Source organism: Calothrix sp. NIES-3974, from assembly GCF_002368395.1.
Taxonomy (GTDB): domain Bacteria; phylum Cyanobacteriota; class Cyanobacteriia; order Cyanobacteriales; family Nostocaceae; genus NIES-3974.
This window is the reverse complement of record NZ_AP018254.1, coordinates 3,879,104-3,901,894: the sequence shown is the minus strand read 5'-3', so window position 1 is coordinate 3,901,894 and position 22,791 is coordinate 3,879,104. Positions and strand designations below refer to the sequence as shown.

The 22,791-nt window shown below is 39.8% G+C and carries 21 protein-coding genes; 8 read left to right on the top strand and 13 right to left on the bottom strand.

What is annotated here, in order from left to right:
- Nucleotides 1-108 precede the first annotated feature (108 nt).
- Nucleotides 109-237 (top strand): hypothetical protein, encoded by a 129-nt coding sequence (locus tag CDC37_RS25565; RefSeq protein WP_255408814.1) that lies wholly within the window; start codon nucleotides 109-111, stop codon nucleotides 235-237.
- A 31-nt stretch (nucleotides 238-268) separates the two neighbouring features.
- Nucleotides 269-715: a hypothetical protein gene (locus tag CDC37_RS15635; protein WP_096622978.1), complete on the top strand. Its 447-nt coding sequence runs from the start codon at nucleotides 269-271 to the stop codon at nucleotides 713-715.
- Nucleotides 716-1,109: 394 nt separating this feature from the next.
- Here CDC37_RS15635 and nifD read toward each other — a convergent pair whose 3' ends face one another.
- The 8 genes from nifD to CDC37_RS25260 all read right to left on the bottom strand — a co-directional run bounded on the left by nifD (nucleotide 1,110) and on the right by CDC37_RS25260 (nucleotide 10,515).
- The gene (gene nifD, locus CDC37_RS15630; RefSeq protein ID WP_096622976.1) at nucleotides 1,110-2,507 is read right to left on the bottom strand and encodes a nitrogenase molybdenum-iron protein alpha chain; all 1,398 of its coding nucleotides are present in this window, start codon (nucleotides 2,505-2,507) and stop codon (nucleotides 1,110-1,112) included.
- A gap of 174 nt (nucleotides 2,508-2,681) precedes the next feature.
- Nucleotides 2,682-3,569 (bottom strand): nitrogenase iron protein, encoded by an 888-nt coding sequence (gene nifH / locus CDC37_RS15625; RefSeq protein WP_096622974.1) that lies wholly within the window; start codon nucleotides 3,567-3,569, stop codon nucleotides 2,682-2,684.
- A 218-nt stretch (nucleotides 3,570-3,787) separates the two neighbouring features.
- The gene (gene nifU, locus CDC37_RS15620; protein WP_096622972.1) at nucleotides 3,788-4,675 is read right to left on the bottom strand and encodes a Fe-S cluster assembly protein NifU; all 888 of its coding nucleotides are present in this window, start codon (nucleotides 4,673-4,675) and stop codon (nucleotides 3,788-3,790) included.
- 420 nt (nucleotides 4,676-5,095) lie between these two features.
- Complete coding sequence (gene nifS / locus CDC37_RS15615; protein WP_096622970.1) at nucleotides 5,096-6,307, bottom strand: cysteine desulfurase NifS; 1,212 nt, start codon at nucleotides 6,305-6,307, stop codon at nucleotides 5,096-5,098.
- A 450-nt stretch (nucleotides 6,308-6,757) separates the two neighbouring features.
- Complete coding sequence (locus CDC37_RS15610) at nucleotides 6,758-7,102, bottom strand: 4Fe-4S binding protein (protein ID WP_096622968.1); 345 nt, start codon at nucleotides 7,100-7,102, stop codon at nucleotides 6,758-6,760.
- A 202-nt stretch (nucleotides 7,103-7,304) separates the two neighbouring features.
- Nucleotides 7,305-8,759 (bottom strand): nitrogenase cofactor biosynthesis protein NifB, encoded by a 1,455-nt coding sequence (gene nifB / locus CDC37_RS15605; protein WP_096622966.1) that lies wholly within the window; start codon nucleotides 8,757-8,759, stop codon nucleotides 7,305-7,307.
- 752 nt (nucleotides 8,760-9,511) lie between these two features.
- On the bottom strand, nucleotides 9,512-10,249 hold the full coding sequence (locus CDC37_RS15600) for a nucleotidyl transferase AbiEii/AbiGii toxin family protein (RefSeq protein WP_231943078.1): 738 nt from the start codon (nucleotides 10,247-10,249) through the stop codon (nucleotides 9,512-9,514).
- Nucleotides 10,234-10,515, bottom strand: coding sequence for a hypothetical protein (locus tag CDC37_RS25260; RefSeq protein WP_231943077.1), 282 nt, complete (start codon nucleotides 10,513-10,515; stop codon nucleotides 10,234-10,236). The genes CDC37_RS15600 and CDC37_RS25260 overlap by 16 nt, the downstream gene beginning before the upstream one ends.
- Nucleotides 10,516-10,695: 180 nt before the next feature.
- Here CDC37_RS25260 and CDC37_RS15595 point away from each other — a divergent pair, with 180 nt between their 5' ends.
- Together CDC37_RS15595 and CDC37_RS15590 are read left to right on the top strand one after the other, a co-directional pair.
- Nucleotides 10,696-11,115, top strand: coding sequence for an element excision factor XisH family protein (locus CDC37_RS15595; protein ID WP_197707080.1), 420 nt, complete (start codon nucleotides 10,696-10,698; stop codon nucleotides 11,113-11,115).
- Entirely contained in the window at nucleotides 11,103-11,459 is a 357-nt protein-coding gene (locus tag CDC37_RS15590; RefSeq protein ID WP_096622964.1) for a XisI protein, read from the top strand. The genes CDC37_RS15595 and CDC37_RS15590 overlap by 13 nt, the downstream gene beginning before the upstream one ends.
- Nucleotides 11,460-11,491: 32 nt before the next feature.
- Here the strand turns inward: CDC37_RS15590 and CDC37_RS25670 are convergent, their stop codons facing one another.
- From CDC37_RS25670 to CDC37_RS15575, 3 genes are all read right to left on the bottom strand, one after another.
- Nucleotides 11,492-11,791, bottom strand: a complete 300-nt coding sequence (locus CDC37_RS25670) for a hypothetical protein (protein ID WP_330220814.1) — start codon at nucleotides 11,789-11,791, stop codon at nucleotides 11,492-11,494.
- A gap of 439 nt (nucleotides 11,792-12,230) precedes the next feature.
- A complete protein-coding gene (locus tag CDC37_RS15580; protein ID WP_096622962.1) occupies nucleotides 12,231-12,830 on the bottom strand; it encodes a hypothetical protein in 600 nt (199 codons plus the stop codon).
- 272 nt (nucleotides 12,831-13,102) lie between these two features.
- Nucleotides 13,103-14,425, bottom strand: a complete 1,323-nt coding sequence (locus CDC37_RS15575; RefSeq protein ID WP_096622960.1) for a site-specific integrase — start codon at nucleotides 14,423-14,425, stop codon at nucleotides 13,103-13,105.
- A gap of 1,568 nt (nucleotides 14,426-15,993) precedes the next feature.
- Between CDC37_RS15575 and cobA the strand changes: the two genes are divergently transcribed.
- Nucleotides 15,994-17,616 carry a uroporphyrinogen-III C-methyltransferase gene (cobA, locus tag CDC37_RS15570; protein ID WP_096622958.1) on the top strand — a complete coding sequence of 541 codons (1,623 nt, stop codon included), beginning with the start codon at nucleotides 15,994-15,996 and terminating at the stop codon, nucleotides 17,614-17,616.
- Nucleotides 17,617-17,771: 155 nt separating this feature from the next.
- The gene (gene coaE, locus CDC37_RS15565; RefSeq protein ID WP_096622956.1) at nucleotides 17,772-18,362 is read left to right on the top strand and encodes a dephospho-CoA kinase; all 591 of its coding nucleotides are present in this window, start codon (nucleotides 17,772-17,774) and stop codon (nucleotides 18,360-18,362) included.
- A gap of 410 nt (nucleotides 18,363-18,772) precedes the next feature.
- Here coaE and CDC37_RS15560 read toward each other — a convergent pair whose 3' ends face one another.
- Both CDC37_RS15560 and CDC37_RS15555 read right to left on the bottom strand, forming a co-directional pair.
- Nucleotides 18,773-19,675: a DUF1338 domain-containing protein gene (locus CDC37_RS15560; RefSeq protein ID WP_096622954.1), complete on the bottom strand. Its 903-nt coding sequence runs from the start codon at nucleotides 19,673-19,675 to the stop codon at nucleotides 18,773-18,775.
- A 243-nt stretch (nucleotides 19,676-19,918) separates the two neighbouring features.
- Nucleotides 19,919-21,259, bottom strand: a complete 1,341-nt coding sequence (locus tag CDC37_RS15555; protein ID WP_096622952.1) for a CIA30 family protein — start codon at nucleotides 21,257-21,259, stop codon at nucleotides 19,919-19,921.
- Between the two features lie 284 nt (nucleotides 21,260-21,543).
- On the opposite strand from CDC37_RS15555, the gene CDC37_RS25560 reads away from it, so the two are divergent.
- Nucleotides 21,544-21,678 (top strand): hypothetical protein, encoded by a 135-nt coding sequence (locus tag CDC37_RS25560; protein WP_255408813.1) that lies wholly within the window; start codon nucleotides 21,544-21,546, stop codon nucleotides 21,676-21,678.
- 236 nt (nucleotides 21,679-21,914) lie between these two features.
- Nucleotides 21,915-22,787: a 6-carboxytetrahydropterin synthase gene (locus CDC37_RS15545; RefSeq protein ID WP_096622948.1), complete on the top strand. Its 873-nt coding sequence runs from the start codon at nucleotides 21,915-21,917 to the stop codon at nucleotides 22,785-22,787.
- The last annotated feature ends 4 nt before the right edge of the window (nucleotides 22,788-22,791 follow it).

Here is a 22,791-nt window from a genome sequence, read left to right as displayed (position 1 = left end):
AAAATTCAATCTTATCAAGTTTGGCACAAGTTAACGCACCATTGACAATATAACTAGCACTTTGCGATCGCAGAAAAAACACAAGCCTCAAATCCCGATTGCAAGTACGTGTCACGAATTACACCCCAACCACTACATTGCTTGTTTCCCAATAATCTTGGCGGGAAAATACCATTGGTAAGAACCGGTGCGATCGCACAAGGTTTATCTTTATTTTGTTTTGCCGCAAGATGGTAAAATATACGACAAAATAACCAGAAAGTTCTACATGAAGACTCAAGTCAAAGGTATCATCAAACCTGGTTATGGGGTTGCATCAGGAAAGGGGGGAGATACTCGTTTCCCTGATGGGACTATTGCCATGCAAAAACCATTTTTCCAGGAATTAGGTTTGGATTTAAGTCCATACTTTTCCGGTACTTTAAATATCTCTATCTATCCCCATGAATATATAATTAAAACCCCTAAATATATCTTTATAAATGTGAAATGGTCTCCTTCCGAACCTGCGGAGGATTTTTCTTTTTTTGATTGTCGAATATTACATCATCAATCAACCAGGGATGGATTGATTTATTATCCCCATCCTGAAACCAAACCGGAACACTTGCAAGGGGCTGATATATTAGAAGTGATTGCACCGAAAATCGAAGGTTTGCAGTACGGAGATGAGGTGATATTAGAATGCGATCGCCGTCAAATTGAGATTAAGTAAGGTCTGTGGAAAAAGACTTTTAGTGAGGTTAGGGAATGGGGAGTAGCTGATAGGTAATGCTGACACCAAAGGATTATTATCGGTAGTGGCTCCCCAAACTAAGCAATTCAAGAATTTCAGTTATAACTGAAGCATATTGATATATAAACCCCAAAATCATGGGTTTCCCAATGATTATATCTTGATATTAGTCTAAATAAATTTATTGACAAAAAGTGATTAAAATCACATAATAATTGACAACTAAACTTTCATAAATTTGCAAAAGCTTTTCACATCTATTCAGGCAATAATCAAGTCTAAAAATAACTAAAATCAACCCTGTTACTTGATAACACTAATCAATATTTTTAGGCTAAAAACCAACTCTATTTTCCCAACCACAAATCAACCTTTACCCGACCCACCTTTCCCAACCAAATTCAGAGTCGGAGTAATCCCAGGAGTGCATTTGTCGGAAAGGAAGACCCATCTTCTGGAAGACGTATTTCTCCTTAATTCCCGAAGCAACTAAATCCGGTTTTTTCGCTTTTACAAACTCTTCAAACTCGTATGCAGTTACGTCATCATAGATGATGGTCGCATTATCGATGTAGTGAGTGGTACGTTTGTAGTCGTCGTTGTGAGCGAATTCGTAACCAGTACCGATAACTTTGATACCCAGGTCTTCAAATGCAGGAACAACGTGACGGGGACGCAAACCACCGACATAGAGCATAACGCTATTACCTTCCAGACGAGGACGATATTTTTTCACCACCTCATCCATGATTGGTTGGTATTTCGCGATCACTTTTTCTGCATTCGCTTTGATTTTATCATCGAATTTAGCAGCAATTTCCCGGAGGGATGCAGCAATTTTGGTCGGACCAAAGAAGTTGAATTCCATCCAAGGTAATCCATATGCTTCTTCCAAAGAACGACAAATGTAGTTCATGGAGCGGTAGCAGTGGATTAGGATTAATTTAGCAGCAGGTCCTTGGATTAATTCGTTGATAGTACCGTCACCAGACCATTGAGCAACGACACGTAAGCCCATTTCTTCTAGTAACATCCGGCTAGCCCATGCGTCACCACCGATATTATAGTCACCAATTAGGGCAACATCATAGGGACCTGGTTCAAAGTCGAGTTTATTTTCTTTTTTGGCTTTGTCGAAGTGGGGGAATACCCAGTCACGGATTGCGTCGTTTGCAATGTGGTGTCCTAAAGATTGGGATACACCGCGGAAACCTTCACAACGGAGGGGAATAACGGGTTTACCGATTTCTTTGGAGGTTTTCTTCGCTACTGCTTCGATGTCATCTCCAATCAAACCGATAGGACATTCAGATTGGACAGAAATACCACGGTTGAGGGGGAAGAGTTCTTCGATTTCGTGGATGATTTTTGCTAGTTTTTTGTCACCACCAAACACGATATCGCGTTCTTGGAAGTCGGAGGTAAAGTGCATTGTACCGAAGCTATCGATACCAGTTTTACCTACATAATAGTTACGACGACCAGACCAGGACCAGTAACCACAACCAACGGGACCGTGGCTGATATGAATCATATCTTTGATTGGTCCCCAAACCACACCTTTGGAACCTGCATAAGCACATCCACGAGCGGTCATTACACCAGGAACAGATTTGATGTTGGATTTAACTCCGCAATCCGATTTACCTTCTTCGTGAACGTTGAGGTGTTTAGCACGTTTTTTCTTAGACTTTTCAGGATAAGCTTCCAGAACTTCTTTAATAAGTTCCTTATGCTCTTCGACAAGATTTTTATTTTCAGGAGGTGTCATGTTTCTACCTTTTTTACTCGTAACGAAGTATGGGGGAATAATTACGATGCTATCTGGAGATAAATTTCTGCAACAGGGGAAGGGAGAAGGGAGAGGAAGGTAATTTCCCATGAGATTTTTCCTTACCTCTTACTTTCCTTGTCTTCCCTATGCACGATTAATCTCTGCTAAAGATTACTTAGCTGCTTCTGCTGGTTTACCAATGATATCAGCATGTTTGCTATCGTCATCCAAGATACCGTATTCAATCAACAATGCTTCTAATTCATCCATTTCCATTGGAGTGGGAATGGTAAGTTTTTCGTTGTTGATGATTTTTTTCGCTAATGCGCGGTATTCTTGGGACTGGTTGCTGTCAGGTGCATACTCGTTCACTGTCATCCGACGCAACTCAGCGTGTTGAACGATATTGTCACGAGGTACGAAGTGAATCATTTGGGTGTTGAGACGTTCAGCTAAGTTTTCGATCAATTCAGCTTCACGGTCAACTTTACGGCTGTTACAAATCAATCCACCTAAACGTACACCACCGGAGTGAGCATATTTCAAAATACCACGAGCAATGTTGTTAGCAGCATACATTGCCATCATCTCACCGGAAGTAACAATGTAAATTTCCTGCGCTTTACCTTCACGAATCGGCATCGCGAAACCACCGCAAACAACGTCACCTAACACGTCGTAGGATACGAAGTCCAAATCTTGGTAAGCACCGTTTTCTTCCAAGAAGTTAATAGCGGTGATAATACCACGACCTGCACAACCCACACCAGGTTCAGGACCACCGGATTCCACACAACGTACACCACGATAACCAGTCAACATGACTTCTTCTAATTCTAAGTCTTCGACTGCACCACGTTCAGCAGCTAAGTGTAACACGGTGGTTTGTGCTTTCGAGTGCAACATTAAACGGGTGGAATCCGCTTTGGGGTCACATCCTACAATCATAATGCGTTGACCCATTTCAGCCATTGCAGCTAGGGTATTCTGCGAGGTTGTAGATTTACCGATACCGCCTTTACCGTAGAACGCTATCTGTCTAATTTTTTCGTCGGACATGATGATTTATTCTCCTGCAATTGGTTGGTGGGTCTTGAGTTATTTAGAGCAGTAAGCTGGGTGCTGAATCTGCTCACGCGCATCGCTAAATTGATTTGAGTGAATTTGCGATCGCATCCAGAGAACGTCGCGTGGTTCGGAGGCGGACGTTCTACTGCCTTTGTGTTAAAATTTACAGACATAGTTATACTTATTTGGTTTGAAGAATCCTGTAGGTTTTAGAGTGGTCTTTCCACTGCTTGAACGACAATATTGGGACTGATGCGATCGCGTAATCTAGATTCGATGGCAATTTTTAGGGTAGCAGTACTACTAGAACAGGAACCGCAGGCTCCTTGGAGGATAACTTTCACTGTTTCCCCTTCCACGTCGTAGAGTTCCACGTCACCCCCATCGGCAATGAGAACGGGGCGAACTTCTTCGTCTAACACTCTTTGAATCAAGGCAATTTTTTGAACTGCGGTGAGAGTATGTAGAGGCTTCTCTGGTAATTTTGGCTTGGTTGATTGGAGAGCTTCCTGTTTTAACTCATCAATAATATCATCAATTGTTGCTAAACAGGAACCGCAACCACCACCTGCTTTGATATAATTTGTTACTTCCTCAGCCGTGGTGAGATTATTTTCAGTGATGATGCGACGAATTTTGTTTTCAGTCACACTGAAGCAAGTACAAACTAATGCACCCTCCTCATCCTCCTCATGAATTTCCGGTTCAATTCCACGGTATTTGTAGATAGCTGCTTCTAGTGCTTCCTGTCCCATCACCGAACAGTGCATTTTGGCTGAAGGTAAACCCCCCAAATGGTTAGCAATTTCCTTATTTGTCACCTGCAACGCATCATCCAGGGTTAAACCCTGAATTAACTCAATCAAAGCTTCCGAGGATGCGATCGCACTAGTGCAACCAAAGGTTTGAAATTTAGCGTCTATAATTTTATCTTGTTCAACATCGATTTTTAGATGTAATCTTAAAGCATCACCACAGGCTATACTACCCACTTCACCCACTACAACAGCAATTCCTGGTTCTTTATTGTCCTCAATTACACCTTGATGTTGCGGATTGTAGAATAAATCTAATACTTTATCTGTATATTCCCACATAAGCCCCTGCATGGATTTGAGATTTTGGATTGGTTGTGACGCAGCGTACAGGTAAGGTTTGGATAACTCAGAGGAGTTGTTTTGCAGATATTTATCTCCCGACTCAACTTTTCACCCTACCAATTGAAAATGAACTCAAAAAAGTAACTAGTTATGGATTGAAGATTTTTGAATATTTGCCAACTTCAAAAAGGTATATGCACATATTTTGTTGGCAAAAGTATGATTTTGAACCCTGTTGAGAAGCCATTACATAACGGTTAATTCCAGATTGGGGATTTGAGCTTGAGGGTTAATCCTTTATTTTGAGCAAGGGTTGATTTTCCTATTACTCCCGTCACGGACTGTTCCCCACTTAGGGAAATCCGGGTAATGTCCGATTAGTTTTGCACTATCCCTACAGCCGAACCCCAAACCATTTTATTTTGCTTCCAGTAAAGTTTTCTCATGCTCTTGCAACCATGCCGCATTATCATCCGTGAATGGAGACAAAGCACGTAGTCTTGCAATTATACCAGGCATGACTGCAATCACCGCATCGATTTCCGCTTCAGTAGTATAGCGGGATAAACTGAAGCGAATCGAACCATGTAGAATTGTGTAGGGAATACCCATCGCTCGGAGAACGTGGGATGGTTCCAGGGAACCAGAACTACAAGCTGAACCCGATGATGCACAAATTCCGTATTGATTTAAGCCGAAGAGAATTGCTTCACCTTCAATATACTTGAAGCCAATGTTACTGGTGTTGGGTAAGCGAGAACTGGTATCACCATTAACTTCACAATCGGGAATTGCCGTTAAAATCGCTGTTTCCAGTTTGTCGCGCAATATCCGTTCCCGTGCAGTTGCTTCTTCTATATGTAATAACTCTAATTCCGCCGCTTTGCCAAGAGCAATTATGCCTGGAACATTGGGAGTTCCGGAACGTCTACCCCGTTCCTGTCCACCACCAATCAACAGGGGACGGAATCTCACACCCCGTCGCACATATAACGCACCAATTCCCTTGGGTGCATGAATTTTGTGACCGGAAATTGTTAGCATGTCGATGGTGCTATTTTTCATATTCAGAGGAATTTTACCCACTGCTTGTACCGCATCCACATGGAATAATGCACCTTTTTGTTTTGCAAGCACACCAACTTCTTCAATAGGGAAAATCGTTCCGGTCTCATTGTTAGCATACATAACCGAAACCAGTGCGGTATTTTCAGTTAATGCTGCATCCAGTTCATCTAAATCCAATTGTCCTTGACGGTTAACCGATAGGTAAGTAACCGCATAACCTTGGGTCTCTAATTGTTTACAAAGGTTTAAGACCGCCGGATGTTCCACCTGGGTTGTGATAAGATGACGTTTGTGGGGTTGGGCAAGAATCGCGGCGCGAATCGCAGCATTATCCCCTTCTGTGCCACCACTGGTAAAGATAATTTCCGACTCTTCTGCTCCTAACAAAGCAGCAACTTGAGAGCGGGCTTTATTTACCTCTTTGCTCACCTGACCACCGAAGGAGTGCATACTCGAAGGATTGCCGTAAAAATCGGTCAGGAAAGGCATCATCGCCTCAATTACTGCCGGATCAACCTTGGTGGTTGCATTATTATCAAGATAAATACAATCTTTCTTCATCGCCTATGGATTTTAGATTTGAGATGATTGGGGATTAGTGAGAATTAGTTGAGGTGCTGAAAAATACAGGGAGTAGAGACGACCCGTCGGGTCGTCTGTACAGGGAGAGACGCGATATATCGCGTCTGTCTGTAGGGGGGTAAGGCTTTTCGCCGAATGATTATATTTAATTACACCTACCTACTTAACTATCAATCTATTGCTCAATTATCGGAGAATGGGCAGTCTTCACGATGTAAAATAGGTGTTCCCGGAAATTGTGGATATTACCCAGTATCAGATTCACAGGATGATTAGGGTGATAGAAGATATGTGATTAGGAGTTATTTTTACTGATATAAAACCCCTTTTATCTCTATCCAAACAGTATTCTGTATTTAGGAACTATGAAATTACAGCCACTACAGATATTGATTGTGTATTCTGTTTCCTATCTCTGATATTCTTCCCTCAAGCTAATTCCGGGTTTCTTTTTGCTAGTTGCTCTGCATATTTTTGTGAATAGCAACTAAACCACTTTTGCCAATAATTATCTTCCTTATTTGTCAGTTTAGCAACGCATTTTTTGTAAGTATCAAACCAGGAATCCCAATAATTAGTATACTCTTTCACACAACCATCACAAGTAGGACATCCAGCCGTACATTGGGGAACACTATAAATCGAACCAACGCAATTTGTACAAAGATTTGGATCTATCCAACGTTTACCATCGATGACTTTAATCGCATTAGTGGGACAAACATTTAAACAGAGGTCGCAGGAGATACATTTGTTGGTGATTTTGTAAGCCATGATATTACCTGTGTGGTGAGTGGTTGAGAGTAATGACAACTTTACTAGGGAGAGATAGATTAATTCATGAGAGTCAAAGAACCAGGGGATGAAATCAAAATGTTAGATTATGGGTTTTGGATTTAGGTCAAGCTCAAAATCGAAAATCTAGAATCTAAAATTCCCACACCCCCAATCGTTACTTTTCATCTCAATCAATATTCTATTGGTTACTCGCGAGCCATTCTTGGTAATATTCCAAAGCTACCTTGTCAATCAAATCGTATGCTTCTACAGCTTGAATACCAGCATTTGCTAATTTTTCCCTAGGTGACTCGCCGACCTTGGAAACTAATACTGCTTTACAATCTGCGATCGCTTGAATTATATTCTCCATTGTGGCTTTTTCGCCGTATCCACCTTGGCAAAATTGATCCACCCGTCTGTGCGCTACGTAACGAACTTCACGACCATCAACTTCATAGACTTGAAACTCTTTCGCATGTCCGAAGTGCTGGTTAACTAAACCACCACCCTTAGTCGCAACCGCTACTAGAATTTTCGGTGTGTTGACATCATTGCTGATATGGGCAACACTTTCTTGTAGTTGAGCTTGAGCGGCTTTGATTTCTGCGCGGAATTTTTCAATCCCTTCCTGTACTTCCTTACGGGTGCTTAAATCGTACTCCGGAGCCATCTTCATGAATTTTTCTTTAGTAAATTCCTGACTACGGTCTTCCCCTAATAATCCCACTGCGTCAGCACGACATTGACGACAGTGACGCATCATTTTCATATTACCTGCACAGTTATCTTGCACAGCTTTTAATTCGCTGGGGGTGGGTCCACGTTGTCCCGTTAAACCAAAGTGGGTTCCATGTTCCGGAGCAGAAATTAACGGCATGATATTGTGTAAAAATGCACCATTTTCCCGAATTACCCGATTAACTTCCACTAAATGCTGGTCATTAATTCCCGGAATCATCACCGAGTTCACCTTGCAGAGAATATCTGCTTCCCTCAAGGCTTGTAACCCTTCTAATTGCTTTTCTAATAAAATTTTTGCCCCTTCCACACCACGATACCGCTTGCGTTTGTAATGAACCCAAGAGTAAATCTGTGCGCCAATTTCTGGGTCAATTGTATTTAAAGTAATTGTCACATGATCAATATTTAGTTGTTTAATCCGGTCGATGTATTCAGGTAACATCAACCCATTGGTAGACAAGCATAATTTAATATCAGGTGCTTTGTCTGCAATTAACTCAAAAGTACGGAAGGTTTTTTCCGGATTCGCCAACGGATCACCAGGTCCAGCAATCCCCAAAACCGTCATTTGGGGAATTTTGCTCGCAACTACAAGTACTTTGTGAGCAGCTTCTTCGGGGGTCAGCAATTCACTCACCACACCGGGACGGCTTTCATTGGCACAATCATACTTGCGGTTACAATAATTGCATTGAATGTTACAAGCGGGAGCAACTGCCACATGCATCCGTGCATAATGGTGGTGTGCTTCTTCACTATAACAAGGGTGGTTAGCAATTCTGGCTTTAGTACGTTCGTCGAGTTCAACGGGAGCGTTTTTGCTAGTACACCCACAACCGTTGGATTTTGCTTGGTTTGGGTTGGGTTCGGAAACGGGAGGTTTGATTAGCCCTGTAGACTGTGGTGTCATTGCATCTCGCAAGTGTCGGTGGACTTTGCTTATTACCAATCGCGGTGGGAGTTGATGAATGGAAGATCATGATAATAGCCACATCCTGTTAAGAAAAAAAGGAAGTCACGACTGGATTGTCTGCGTATCCTCTAGGCTTACCCGTGGGGGTAAGTTCTAGATAGGTATTTATTACCCTGATGTCTCGGTTGGTGTGTGTCAACCCTGACAACTGCGGGCAGAATTATGCATTCCTCCAGTCGCAACTTCGATCCACAGGGGCATGGTGCTATCTGTTGAGACTGGTTTATAATTATCTAGATTGGGCAATTATTGCGTTTAAATAAGCGAGATTACTTGATTATTTTTGGATTATTAGAGTGATTTAATCGCACTATTTTTTCCAGCTTATTTATTGTTTTCTTCTGATTATTTTCGACTATTTTTTGCCTTCAATTGAAAGTAATCGCAATTATTTTTCTATCATCTAGGTTAGGTGGAACAAACTGTAACCCAATAAAACCGACCTCAATACAATCTTGATGTGTTGGGTTTTAAAGTAACCTCATCCATTAGTTGAGAACAAACTCAATAACTGACTGAGTCCTGGTTTAATGATTTTATTCTCAAGATTCGGAGGTTTTTAAAAACTTCTATTTCCTACGAATGATACTGGACAAGAGTTTCAGGCTTTATAACTCATCGAACTCACGTTACAGAAAATTAGTCATATCACCGTGAATTTATTGATAAATTATTGATTCAAAAAGATTTCATCTATCATACTGTTCTCTCAAAGCTCTCTCCGTCTGGTTTAGACCAAAATCTAAACATAATAAATCGATACCATCGATAATTTTAGGTATCCAACTTGCAGTTATTTGTAATTCTTCAAAACAAGCTTGTCTGTACTCAGGTTGTTGTTGAAATAATGCGATCGCTTTTTGCAGTGGTCGTATAACTTCATACGCTTGTTCAGCCTTATCGATTGCTGATGGAGGTATTTCTGATTGCAGTCTCAAGACAGCTAAATCGATCAAATCCCTAGATTTGACACTTTTATCCATGTATCGATCCGAATTGGATAGAAGTTTGGCAGTAAAGCGATCGCTGAGACTCAAGCAGGGAACTGGTGACCAATTTGGGTATAGGGGAGGGTCTAGTTGAAACCGATTTTCGGCAATAATTTCTGTTTTAATTGGTATGTTATCTACATAAACGACCATCCTAATTCCATATTGATCCGTCGTTGTGCGTCCTAATTCGATTTTGCTTAGATCCTGAAATAGTCCTTCACAACCACTGTCAAATATAACCGTGCGCAAATATTTATAGCCTCCATTACTCACAGAAGCAATAAAATCAATATCTACACTCGATCGATATTCGTCAAAATCCAAAGCCAGAACTGTCCCACCACCAAAATAAGCAGAACCATTTTTGAGTATTTCACGATTTAAAGACTCAAGTATTTTGAAAATTTGATTGTGACGTTCTATTCTAAATTGCATAGCTCAACAACTAACCAAGAGCGATATTTACTGGCAATTTCTTTGAGGAAATTTAGTTCCTCTCCCTCTAAATTATTGAATATATGGTGGTATCGCCAACCCCGCTCATAGGTGCTTAACATTTCTTCAGGAGTTAGTTGATAAACATTTGCCATTTGCCAACAAATCGATTCCAAAAAAGGTAGTTTGTGGGGTGGAATAATTTCTCTCTTTTCCTTGCAGCTATTATCGATGTCCATGCGATCGCTTACTTTTGATTTTGTCATGACAGGTAATCACTATATAATTATAGTCAGATCGGTGAATGGTAGACCGCTCCATCTGAGGGAAACAACCCCAGAATTCATCATGAGTGCGATCGCTGATGACAAACATCGATGATAGGGATAATCATATGCTAAATTAAGTTGTAGAATAATATAGTACATATTAGTACTAGCTCGTTGATTGTGTCTAAAGATCGTTTTCATCAAATCGTTAAGACGGCTTTAATTAAAGATGGATGGGATGTGACCCATGATCCGTTAGAAATTAAAATCGGTGGTATAGACATGGAAATTGACTTAGGAGCGGAGCGATTGCTAGCAGCAGAACGAGATAGGGAAAAAATTGCAGTTGAAGTCAAGAGTTTTCTGACTACTGCATCGCTGGTTTCCCAATTTCATATGGCATTGGGTCAATTTATTAATTATCGAGCTGCACTTCAAAAAGAAGACCCTGAACGTCTGCTATATTTAGCCATTCCCGATTTAACTTACAATAGCTTTTTTCAACTTGATTTTCCGGCCGCAATGCTTCGAGATAATGCTGTGAAACTGATTATTTACGATATTAACCAGGAGCAAATTATCGCATGGAAAAACTGACAAATCATACAGATAAACTAATACATTATCCACAAATAGTGCAACAACTATTAACTATTTATGCTCAAACAAAGCCGGCTTATGGAGAGATTGAGGTTGAAACTATTTTTGATACACAACGCCATCACTATCAGATTCTACATATGGGTTGGCAACATAAAAGATGGATACATCAATGTGTGATGCATCTCGGTATTCGGAATCAAAAGGTGTGGATTTTTAAAAACTCTACGGAACATGATATTGCAGGGGATTTAGTTGAGTTAGGAATTCCCAAGCAAGATATTGTTTTAGGTTTTTATCCCGCTTTTATGCGTGAGTTAAGTGATTATGCAGTAGAGTAATTGATAAATTTTCATCCAGTTTACTATTGGAATCATAATTCGAGCATGGACACTAGAATACCTAAAATTTGTTCTACGGGTGGGACAAGATATTCAAGTAGGGCAATTGTGACGACTTGATGTTCTAAGCGGAGAAATTTCCAGCGATCGCCTGTGGTGACAGCACCATAAATTATAGGGATAGATTTTTGGTTTTGCTCGTTAAACCTTTGTGCAGCGATCATTTCGGCAACACATTGTCCTAACCCCGCGTTTAAATCTTCCCGTTTGGCTTCTACAATTGTAATGACGGGAGCTTCGATAAATAATTGTTCCGATGAAAGACTTAACAAAAAATCACAAATTCCGTTAAGACCAACACTGGGATCGACAGAAAAATCATTTCCCGAAAATAGGCTGATTCCTGGTTGGTTTTGTCGTTGTTAAATAATTTCTTTTACTTCTAATAATATAGGACATATGAGCGTTTCTGAACGAGCTTTTTCTGTATTGAGAGTAAGTGCAAGGGGGAGATATTTACTTAAGAAATTAGCGAGGTGAGGACTAGGTGGAATTGGTGCGATCGCGCTTAAGAAAGTTGGCGTATCCCGCAATGTATCGCGGTAATTATTGACATTTAACTGTATTGCGGTGTAATTCAGCTAAATTCCCTACATAACTATACTATATAACAAAGTGTAAATTTCACTAAAATTCCCACTACTGGTCGCCGTCAAAACTGGTTTACTCGTTAAATATTTATGCAGCCACTATTTTATTAACAAATGAAAATCAATCTTGAATATAACTATTTAAAATCCCTAGTATTTTTTTAATATCGCTTAAATAATATTCATCTAAATCAATATTAATATTATCTCCTTCTAGTTGTAAAAAACGCCAGTTAGTACCCGATGTCACAGCTCCATAAATTATGGAAATATTATTACCTTCTCGTTGATTGAAAATTCTCGCTGCTAGCATTTCTGCGACACACTGTCCTAAGCCACCATTGATATTTTCCTTTTTGGCTTCAACAATTATCACCACAGGAGAACTTAAAATTAATAGCTCTGGAGAACGACTAATAATAAAGTCACAATTTCCATTTAAACCAAGTTCATTATCGACGCTAAAGTCAATTCCAGAAAATAAGGATATTTGATTGTTTTTTTGTCTACGGAACTCAATTAAAATAGGTGAAATAATCATTTCCGAACGAGCTTTTTCGGTATTACTGGCAATTGCTAACGGCATATTTTGCTCAATTGTTTGCGTGAGAAAATCGCTAGGAACAACTTCGGAAATATGCGAGTACATACGAAAATTATCCTTTACCCTTAAGCCGAATTCTTTGGTAACTTTAGCTAAATTAAAATCACTGTAGGACATGGTGTTATTCCTCCTCTAGCTTTTATTTTAGCTTTTATATCGTTTTACTCAAATTTTGATACATTTTCTGACCCTGCTCCCCTGCTTCCGAAAGCTTCCCTAAATGTCTCAACTCCAAGGTAAAACGGTATTACGTATCGATTGCGATCGCGCTCTGGTAAGTTAGCGATAAAATAAATTGGTTCTTACTTATATCTTATCGCTTTTTATACTGTTTGATGCACCTTCAACGTCACTTGCGACAACGCATTAACTCCCCAATCGACTTATACTTACAAATGAATAGCTCGTAAATGGTGTCTTTCCAGTTCAATTTTTAATTTTTCATTTTCTAATTCTAATTGCAGAATTCTTGCTTCTAATTGTTCAATTTTACTTTGTTTAAATCTGGCTTCATCGATGGCTTTTTTGCGGTTATCTAGGGAAAACCAACGTTGATAGGTTTGGGTGTGAATTTGCACGCTATGTCCTAAATTATCGGCTGCGGCTTTGATGGGAATTCCCATTAAATGAGCGCGAATAGCCCATGCATGACGGAGGTCGTAAGCAACAAAATTTAAGCCAACTTTATGAAAGAAGCGTCCAAGGGATTTAACGGCTGATTTGACTTTTACTTGGGTGGTTTTATCTGCACTGTAAGTTTGCAACATTTGCAGGTAGCGAGGATTTTTTAAATCAAATAATTCAATCCATTCGGGGTACAATGGTAAACATTCTCTAGAACTAGTTTTACAATCTTGATCAACTTTCCAGGTATTATGGATATTTGTGCTGGATAACCACCAATTAATATCCGGATTAATAATTATTTCCTGGGGACGTAAACCGAATACGGCTATCATCCCATAACAAAATCTCCACATTAACCAGTTATCAACATCTTGAGGTTTTCCTGAATATTTTTTATTTTCCGCATATTCATTAAATTTATAATATCCACTCACAATTTGACTATCATTGGGAATATGGCGTGGTTTTTTCTGTTCACTAATTTTAATTTTTTGGAGAAATTCGCTATTAATTTCAAAGGCTGTTAACAAGGCGCTTATTGCTTGTTTGGCTGCTCGTTTACTGGATTCGGAGTCAATGGATTTTAATACTGGAATAATATTCACTTCACTAATGATTAAATCCCTAGGGAAATATTTTTTTAACGGAGTTAAATAATTAATAAAAGTCGATTCAGATTTGCGATCGCGTTTCCTCGCTTCAAAATATTTGGATTCAAAATTTGCTATTAGTTCACCTATTTGCTGATATTTGGGTTTACCGGCTTGTTTTCCTAAATATTTATCATTCCAAACAAATATTTGTCGGGAAATCAATCGACCTAATTCGTTTGCTTCCTGTTCAGCAGTTTTGATTCCTTCTAAATTTGCCGGAATACCTAAACTTATTTTATATTGTTTTGTTCCCGTACCTTTTTTATCTTGATGACCCGGTTTAAGTGGTAATGTTGCTCTCAATTGCAAACATTTTCCTTGTTGTAATATCTGGACTTTTGTATTTGTTTGCTTGAGTCGCTCGTTAGCTTGTGTTAATGCTTGATGGATTTTTTCTGTGTAGTGGTTTTGTTCAATTTTTCTTGGTGTCATTTTCCCTTGCTAGAAAATCCAGAATATTAGACGTAGCAACGCTACGTCTCTACAAAATTATTATCAGGACTAAAAATAGACTAAATCTGTCATCTGCTGACAATTTTTCTGCAACTACAAAATCGTTATCAGATAACTTTTTAGCCCTTTTTTTCACCTCACCACAGTCCTATATTGCTATCTCATCCCTCCACTCACTCCGATGCGCTGTTTCGATATCAAACTTAATATTTGATTTCTCGGAAGCGCTGTAAGTGATTGGCGATATATGTTTTATAGCAACCGGAAAAATCACCACCCCAAAATTCTGCTGGAATAGAATTTATTGATTTGATTAAGTTTTGTACTCAAGTCTGCAATCTCGTCATTGCAACTATTTTATAAATCTAAAAAAAAATTATGGGAAGGGGTACTTGCATTATTGAGGAGTAGTACAAGTATTTAAGGAACCAGATTCAAGTTTTTCTGTACTCACCGCAAATCCTTACCGGTAAAGGGTTTACAGCTTTATTTTAAGTTTTTTAAACAAACAATCTTTAGTACTCATCAGCAACCTAGTACTCGACCAACTTCCAAACTATTAGGAATCGGGATGGGTAGACTACATGTACTGCTAACATCAAAAAATCGATAACAGGGACTTTCTTCTACTCTCTGTTCCCCTGAACACGACCTACCAGGTCGTCCCTACTCCCGACTCGCTTTCAAGTCAGGGAATAGAAATAATATGCTCCTCTCATCGAGACTTGAACGCTGCAATCTACAAATCTATTCGCCTGGAACGAGATTTCTCCCCTCTTACCCCTGACCACAAAAACATTCTTTCGACTGGCTCGGATAAATACACAAGCTGAAAAAATGATAAATAGATAGCTAAATCTGGTTATGGAAGAGTTTTAAACGCACAGTTTCCCTCAATATGTGTTTAATATATCATTTTTTTTGCCAAAAAACTTCAGTTAATATTTTTTTCATATTTGCCTATCTGTTCTCGATTTGTATCCTTGACTTACTATTTTGCGGAGTTTTTCGGTTAATTATTGATTTATATTCCTAACACAATATTAATAATAATTTCTATTAAGCCGATTTGATGTTCATCCTGTACCATATATCTTCTCACAATAGCCATCATGTACTGCATACACAAGAACCCATGAAACCTACATGTCTCACAAGGGAGTGATAAGCCTTGAGTAATAGGTTAATTTTCCTACTACTCCCTACTCCCCGCTCCCTACTCACTGAAAGCTTTAGGAGTTTGTGAGAAATCCGGGGAAAGTGTTTTTCCTTGCTTCCTCACCCCCTAATCACTTTTAAGTGAGTTCGCCATGTCATTTGTACACAACCAAACAAGAAAATAGCTCCCACTCCCGACTCACTACTCCTCACTCCCTCTGCATTAAACTAGGTTTGTGGACAGATTCAATGCTGATAATTCTGGATATACTAAAAACAGTTAGAAATTGGACTTTCCAAATTGTCAAAATGCCCTTGGGTTCGGTTAGATAGCTGATGACTAATAGCTAACCGCTTGCAATAAAAGTGGGAAATTCCGGGAGTTACAGATGGAGGGAAAAGTATATCTAGTGGGGGCTGGTCCGGGTAATGTGGCCTATTTAACTTTGCTAGCTGCGGAATTACTGACCCAAGCAGAGGTACTAGTTTACGATGCCTTAGTTGATAGCCAATTGTTAGAACTTGCTCCCAAGAACTGTCAATTGATTGATGTTGGGAAACGGGGAGGTAAACCTAGCACACCCCAGACGGAAATCAATCGGATTTTGGTTCAAAATTGCCAAGCAGGTAAGTTAGTCGTTCGTTTGAAGGCGGGAGATCCGTTTATTTTTGGTCGCTCTACAGCCGAAATTACCGCCTTGAAGGCTGCTAATTGTCAATTTGCAGTTGTACCGGGAATTTCTTCGGCATTAGCAGCTCCTTTGTTGGCAGGTATTCCCCTGACTGATCCGGTTTTGAGTCGTGGGTTTGCAGTAGTTACAGCCCATGACCCGGATATTTTGGATTGGGAATCACTATCGCAGGTAGAGACCTTAGTGGTGTTGATGGGAGGAAAAAATCTACCGGAAGTTATATATCGACTGTTTCGCTACGGGCGATCGCGCTCTACACCAATAGCAATTATTCACCGGGCTGGAACATTACAGCAACAGGTTTGGGTCGGTACATTGGAAACTATCCTAGAGGATACGGCAGGTATTTCTATATCTCCAGCAGTAATCATCATTGGGGAGGTTGTAAGACTGCGGGAATTCTTGCAAACTAGTAATATTTGTCTGCCCAACATTGATAGTATAAGCTCTTTATCCGGAAAAAAGATGTTTAGTACCTCCACTTATCAATCTGCACACTCGGTTCAGACCCCTTTACCCCTGGCTGGTAAAAATATCTTGGTAACGCGTTCGGTGGGACAATCCCATCGCTTTTGTGATCTTTTGTCTCAAGCTGGTGCCAATGTCATTGAAATGCCTGCATTAGAAATCGGTCCTCCTTCTAGTTGGCAGGAATTGGATAATGCGATCGCTTCTTTAGATACCTATAATTGGTTAATCCTCACTTCTACCAATGGAGTAGAATATTTCTTCGAGCGTCTATTTGCTCAAGGAAAGGACGCACGGGTTTTAAGTGGGATCAAAATTGCCGTAGTCGGTGAAAAAACCGCCGAATCTCTCCAACAACACGGCATTACACCCGATTTTATCCCCCCCAACTTTATTGCTGATTCCCTGGTGGCAAATTTTCCCGAGGATTTAGCAGGTCAGAAAATCCTCTTTCCCCGTGTGGAAAGTGGTGGTCGGGAGGTTTTAGTTAAAGAGTTTACAAATAAAAATGCGGATATCACGGAAGTTGCCGCCTACCAATCCTGCTGTCCAAAGACAATTCCCCCCTCTGCCGAGTTAGCTTTACAAAGTGGGGAAGTCGATATTATTACCTTTGCCAGTTCCAAAACAGTGCAATTTTTCTGTAAATTAGCAGCACAGGTATTTGGCGAACCCGATCCACAAGTTACCTCTAATTTGAGTAATTGGTTGGAGGGTATTTGTATCGCTTCCATCGGTCCCCAAACTTCTGATGCTTGTAAATCCTTACTAGGACATGTGGATATTGAAGCACAGGAACATACTATTGATGGATTAGCTCAAGCAATTATTAAATGGGTGGAGGAAAACTAATTTCAAGAGAGGATGCAAATCAAAATTATCGTATTCTGTAGAGACGTAGCATTGCTACGTCTACAGAATGTAAAATTTTCAATTCAAATCATACATATTTGTATTCAACAACGCCAAAAAACATTAACAATGGTAAATTGGGCGAGAAAAATTTCATGAACCAGCGTATTATCGGTCTAACAGGGGGAATCGCCTGTGGGAAAACGACGGTTTCTCAATACCTACAGGAAAAATATCAGCTACCTATTTTAGATGCGGATATTTATGCCAGGAAAGCTGTAGAAGTTGGTTCACCGATTTTAAAAGCTATTATTAATCGTTATGGTGCAGATATTTTATTAGCAGATGGAAATTTAAATCGAGCTAAGTTAGGGGAAATAGTTTTTAAAAACCCCGTTGAGCGCCAATGGTTAGAAGCACAAATCCATCCGTTTGTAGAACAAAGTTTAATTACGGCAATTTCCGATTATTCCCATCACCAAATTATTATTTTAGTCATTCCTCTATTATTTGAAGCAAATATGACTCACCTCGTCACGGAAATTTGGGTGGTCAATTGCCTCGAATCACAGCAAGTCCAAAGGTTGATGCAACGGAATGGTTTGAATCGGGAACAAGCACAAGCCAGAATTAATAGTCAATTTCCTCTTTCGGAAAAGATTAAAAAAGCGGATGTTGTTTTAGATAATTTATCTGATTTGGAGTGTTTGTATGCACAAATCGATAAAGTTCTTCGGGGTAGGTAAATATTTCTGAACACCCTATTTGTAATTTGTAATAGCCTACGGCAACGCTTCGCGTACGTAATTTGTAATTTGTAATACCTGCTACGCGGGAAGCAAGCTACGTCATTAAATCTGAGTACTCCTGGGTCGTAGCTCGCTAAATCTGAGTACTCCTGGGTCGTAGCTCGCTATGACGAATTCAAATAACCCCTCTCCAAACCTTTCCCCCTCTTGGAGAGAGGCTTTGAAAACATATATTTTTGCTTAAAACTACGGATTTTTCTGCCCTTCTCCGTCCTGGAGAGGAGTTAGGGTGAGGTTCATCGAACTTACGTTAATTAAATTCTAAATTAGGGATGGGGTCGATGTAAACCTTTGTGTCAGTTACTATTCCTTACTCCCTGTTACCTATCCTCGCTGAAAGACTTTTTCTAAATCTTCTTGGTCATCTCAAACAAATGTTGAGCGTTCGCACCTAAAAAACCGTCAAATAGCTGGGTGTCACCAACCTGATTCGGGATATGGTAACGTTCGGCAATTTCATAATAAGCATAGGTCCAAGGAGTTTTGATTTCTTGGTTGTTGATATCATCTATCACAGTTACGTCTTCATTTACTGCTTGAGTTGCAGTTTGACATAATCCGACTGCAATACTACCTTCAATCTCATTTTTCATCGGTACACCCATTTTTTTTAATCCATTGGCAGTAGTTTGAATATCTGGATATTTGGGTGTATTTTGCTGGTTCACATAGCCAGTAAAATGATTAACTGCATAACCATGTAACAATACCCAGGCTCCATATTGACTAATTTGATTAACGGTATGAATGTGGGATAAATAGGGTGGTTGCCAAGGACGGATAAAGAGGTTTTTATAGGTAGTTTGGGAAGGCAAAGATTGAGATAATTGTAAATAATTATCTAGGTAATTAGGAGAGATACTCGCAACACTTTGATGAATTATTTTTTGAATGTAGTCAGGTAACTCATCCACAATTAATTCACTGAGAAATAATTTGGGTAAATTTAATTCTGTCTGTTGAGGATGGTAATAATGACGTGCATAAAGATGGGTCGTAGGGAAAAAATACTCTCCTCCACATTGATAACCAAATTGCTGAATAATCGTCTCTAAAAAAGGTATCCCTAGATTAAATTCATGACCATTGACAGTAATATTTAAACGCAGGGAACGAAAAGCAATATGGTCATTAGCGACTGTTCCACCATTCTCTGTAATCATTTTCACATAGGTGCGAGCATAGGGAACACGCTGTAAATATTCTTGCCATAATTCTTGCCAAATGTGATTAATTATTGTGGGAGACATGGGGTTAGGAATAATAAAAGATAGAAAGATAACATAAACAGGACTTACACAATCAATACACAGTAATAAATTAGGAATCCTCTGTGATTTTTCAAATTATCTGTGCGGATAGGGAGTAGAGACGACCCGTCGGGTCGTTTGTACAGGGAGTAGGGAGTAGGAAAAAAACTTTTCCAGTCCACGGAGTTTTTCAGCGCAAGCGCAGATTACGCCAACAGAAATCAAATATGAATCCGATACTTTTTACTCCCTATCCTTAATTAAATGCACAAACATCTCTTGCCAATTTACCTCCCTAGCTGGATTATCAGTGGTATAAACTGTGACGGTTCGATTGTGAGCTTGGGAAGTATGTAAAGCATTAACACAGACTAGTGCTAAATCTGCTCGACTAATGGTTTTTTGTGATAATTCCTGGATTTCCCCGTTGCTAGATGGGGTATTTAATTGATGATTCTGAGTCAAAATTATTTCTTTACCACCACGGTCATTTGTCAGGAATCCAGGGTAAATAAGCGTGTAAGGGATATGACTATTACGAATTATGTTTACTGGTGCGGTTGTAGACGGTTCCGTGACCAGGATAAACTGGGGAAAGTGCAAACCACCGTAGGCGGAAATTGATTCCACATGTAGGGCAAAACCGCCAGGGGTAAAGTTAGGATTGAGTTGACCGTCGTATTCAAATTTACTCAACATTAGCTGTAAAGAACAGATTTCTTGAGTAGATAGGGGTGGGGCATTGGTAACAGTTTTAGCACGAAAGACCGGTGTAAACCCAGAAAAAGGGATTTTTACATCAATCCAGGTATCTGCAACCGTATCAAAGGAATAACTATAAGCCATTCCGTCCCACTGGGTTTGACTACGTAATAGAAACTTGTAGCGTTGTCCATCACCTTTAACACGTAGTTGTATCCCTGCATAGTTGGATAAATCAAAGGGAGGAGAAAAATTCCGACTACGTACCGATGCAAAACCACCAGAATTAGCCGTTGACACGTAACCAGCAAATAATCCACCCTCCGGGGTAATTTGTAGATTGCTTTGACTAACACCCCCCATGACCACATCATCAACAGCACCCCACACCTGTTTGAGTTCTATTGAGGGATTGGTAAAATCAAACAGAGTTAAACAACCGGGAGTAGGTAAGGATTGTTGAGCAATATTCAGCAAGTTTTCCAACTGTTGACTGGGGAGATTTTTCTCGTCGCAGTAAATTATAGCTCTGATATTATTCAAAACTAGGGGTGTAAAAGAGGTAATATCACTGGTGTTTGCCACAACTAATTCCGGTTCCTGACCTAGGATATCCCTAGCAGTTGCAATATTTTCCACAACACACCGAGTCGGATAACCTTGGGATACTAACTCTTGGACAACACATTTACCCAGGTCACTGGTTGCACCAATTACTAAAATTACACCCACTTGTTTTGCTCCATCAGGCTTTTTGATATTATCACCCGACTTACCTGTAATTAGGTTTTGAATCCAATTGAGTGCAGGAATCACCTCGAAGTAAGAAAGGGTTTGGACAAATCTACCGATATCCCATTGACTACGTTGAGTGTTAGACATAATTGAGTCACCTGGTGAGGGAAAAAGGGAAAATTTGATTAATTTAAAGTTGTTTTTTACAGGTTATATGGCTTCTGCTGACATTTGAATTTAGTTAAATTTCCTGGAACTGATTTCCAGCCCGTCTCAAAGAACAAGATATAATCGCAATCAGAAGCAGACAGATTTGATCTAATTCGTTTGATTTACAAAAAATCCTTGCTAGTTTCCACCACGGAAACCTCTCTCTTCTGTCGATGCAATCAGCATCAATCCAAAATCGTCAATCGAAAATTCCAAATTCCATGACCCTAGCAAACCAGCCCACTTCCCCCATATTACCATTGGAAAATGGCGATCGCCTGATTCGTGTAAAATTGGAACGGCGTTATCAGGCAATGCCAAAGCAGATCAAAGCAAATATTTACGGTCTTTTATAGTAAAAGCAAAATAAACCTCGAAATTAAAGGATTTTTCAATACTAGGGAATCGAAATTTCTATGATACCGCACTTTACAAGGGTACAAATGAAAAGATAAAACCCTTGCGGATGAAGGTTTTTCAATCCAAAATCCTAAATCTAAAATCCAAAATTGTATGGGTTTCATTCACAAATTGGTTTATCCTGTAAGTAGGATAAAGTTAAGAAATTTTAAGCTCTGCTTACAACCTACCCATGCAATGCATTGTTAACCGTCGTGCGCAATTTTCTGCGAGTCATCGTTATTGGCTACCGGAATTGAGCGAAGCTGAAAATCAGGAGAAATTTGGTGCATGTGCGAAGTTTCCCGGACATGGCCATAATTACGTCCTCTATGTTTCCCTAGTGGGGGAACTGGATGAATACGGGATGGTGTTGAATTTATCCGACGTGAAACACGTCATCAAAAAAGAAGTTACCAGTCAATTGGATTATTCTTACTTGAATGACGTATGGTCAGAATTTCAACAGACCCTACCAACAACCGAAAATATTGCGCGGGTAATTTGGCATAAATTAAAACCCCATCTCCCAGTAGTACGCATACAGTTATTTGAACATCCCCAACTTTGGGCTGATTATACAGGAAATGATATGGAAGGATTTTTGACAGTCGGAACCCATTTTAGTGCTGCACATCGTTTAGCCCATCCCCGTTTGAGTGATGCGGAAAATGCTAATATCTACGGTAAATGTGCGCGTCCCCACGGACATGGACATAATTATCATCTAGAGGTGACGGTCAAGGGTGAAATTGACCAAAGAACCGGGATGTTAGTGGATTTAGGTGCGTTGCAGCAAGTGATTGACGATTATGTCGTCGAACCCTTTGACCATACATTCTTAAATAAAGATATTCCCTTCTTTGCCGAAGTTGTCCCCACTGCGGAAAATATTGCTTTGTATATCAGTAACTTATTGCGATCGCCGATTCAACAACTCGGTGCTAGCTTGTATAAAGTTAAACTGATTGAGAGTCCGAATAATTCCTGTGAAATTTACTGCGAAAATCTCGCTGATGGTAATGGGAATAGATCCACCAGCCAACCGGTTTTAACAACGGTTTAGATTA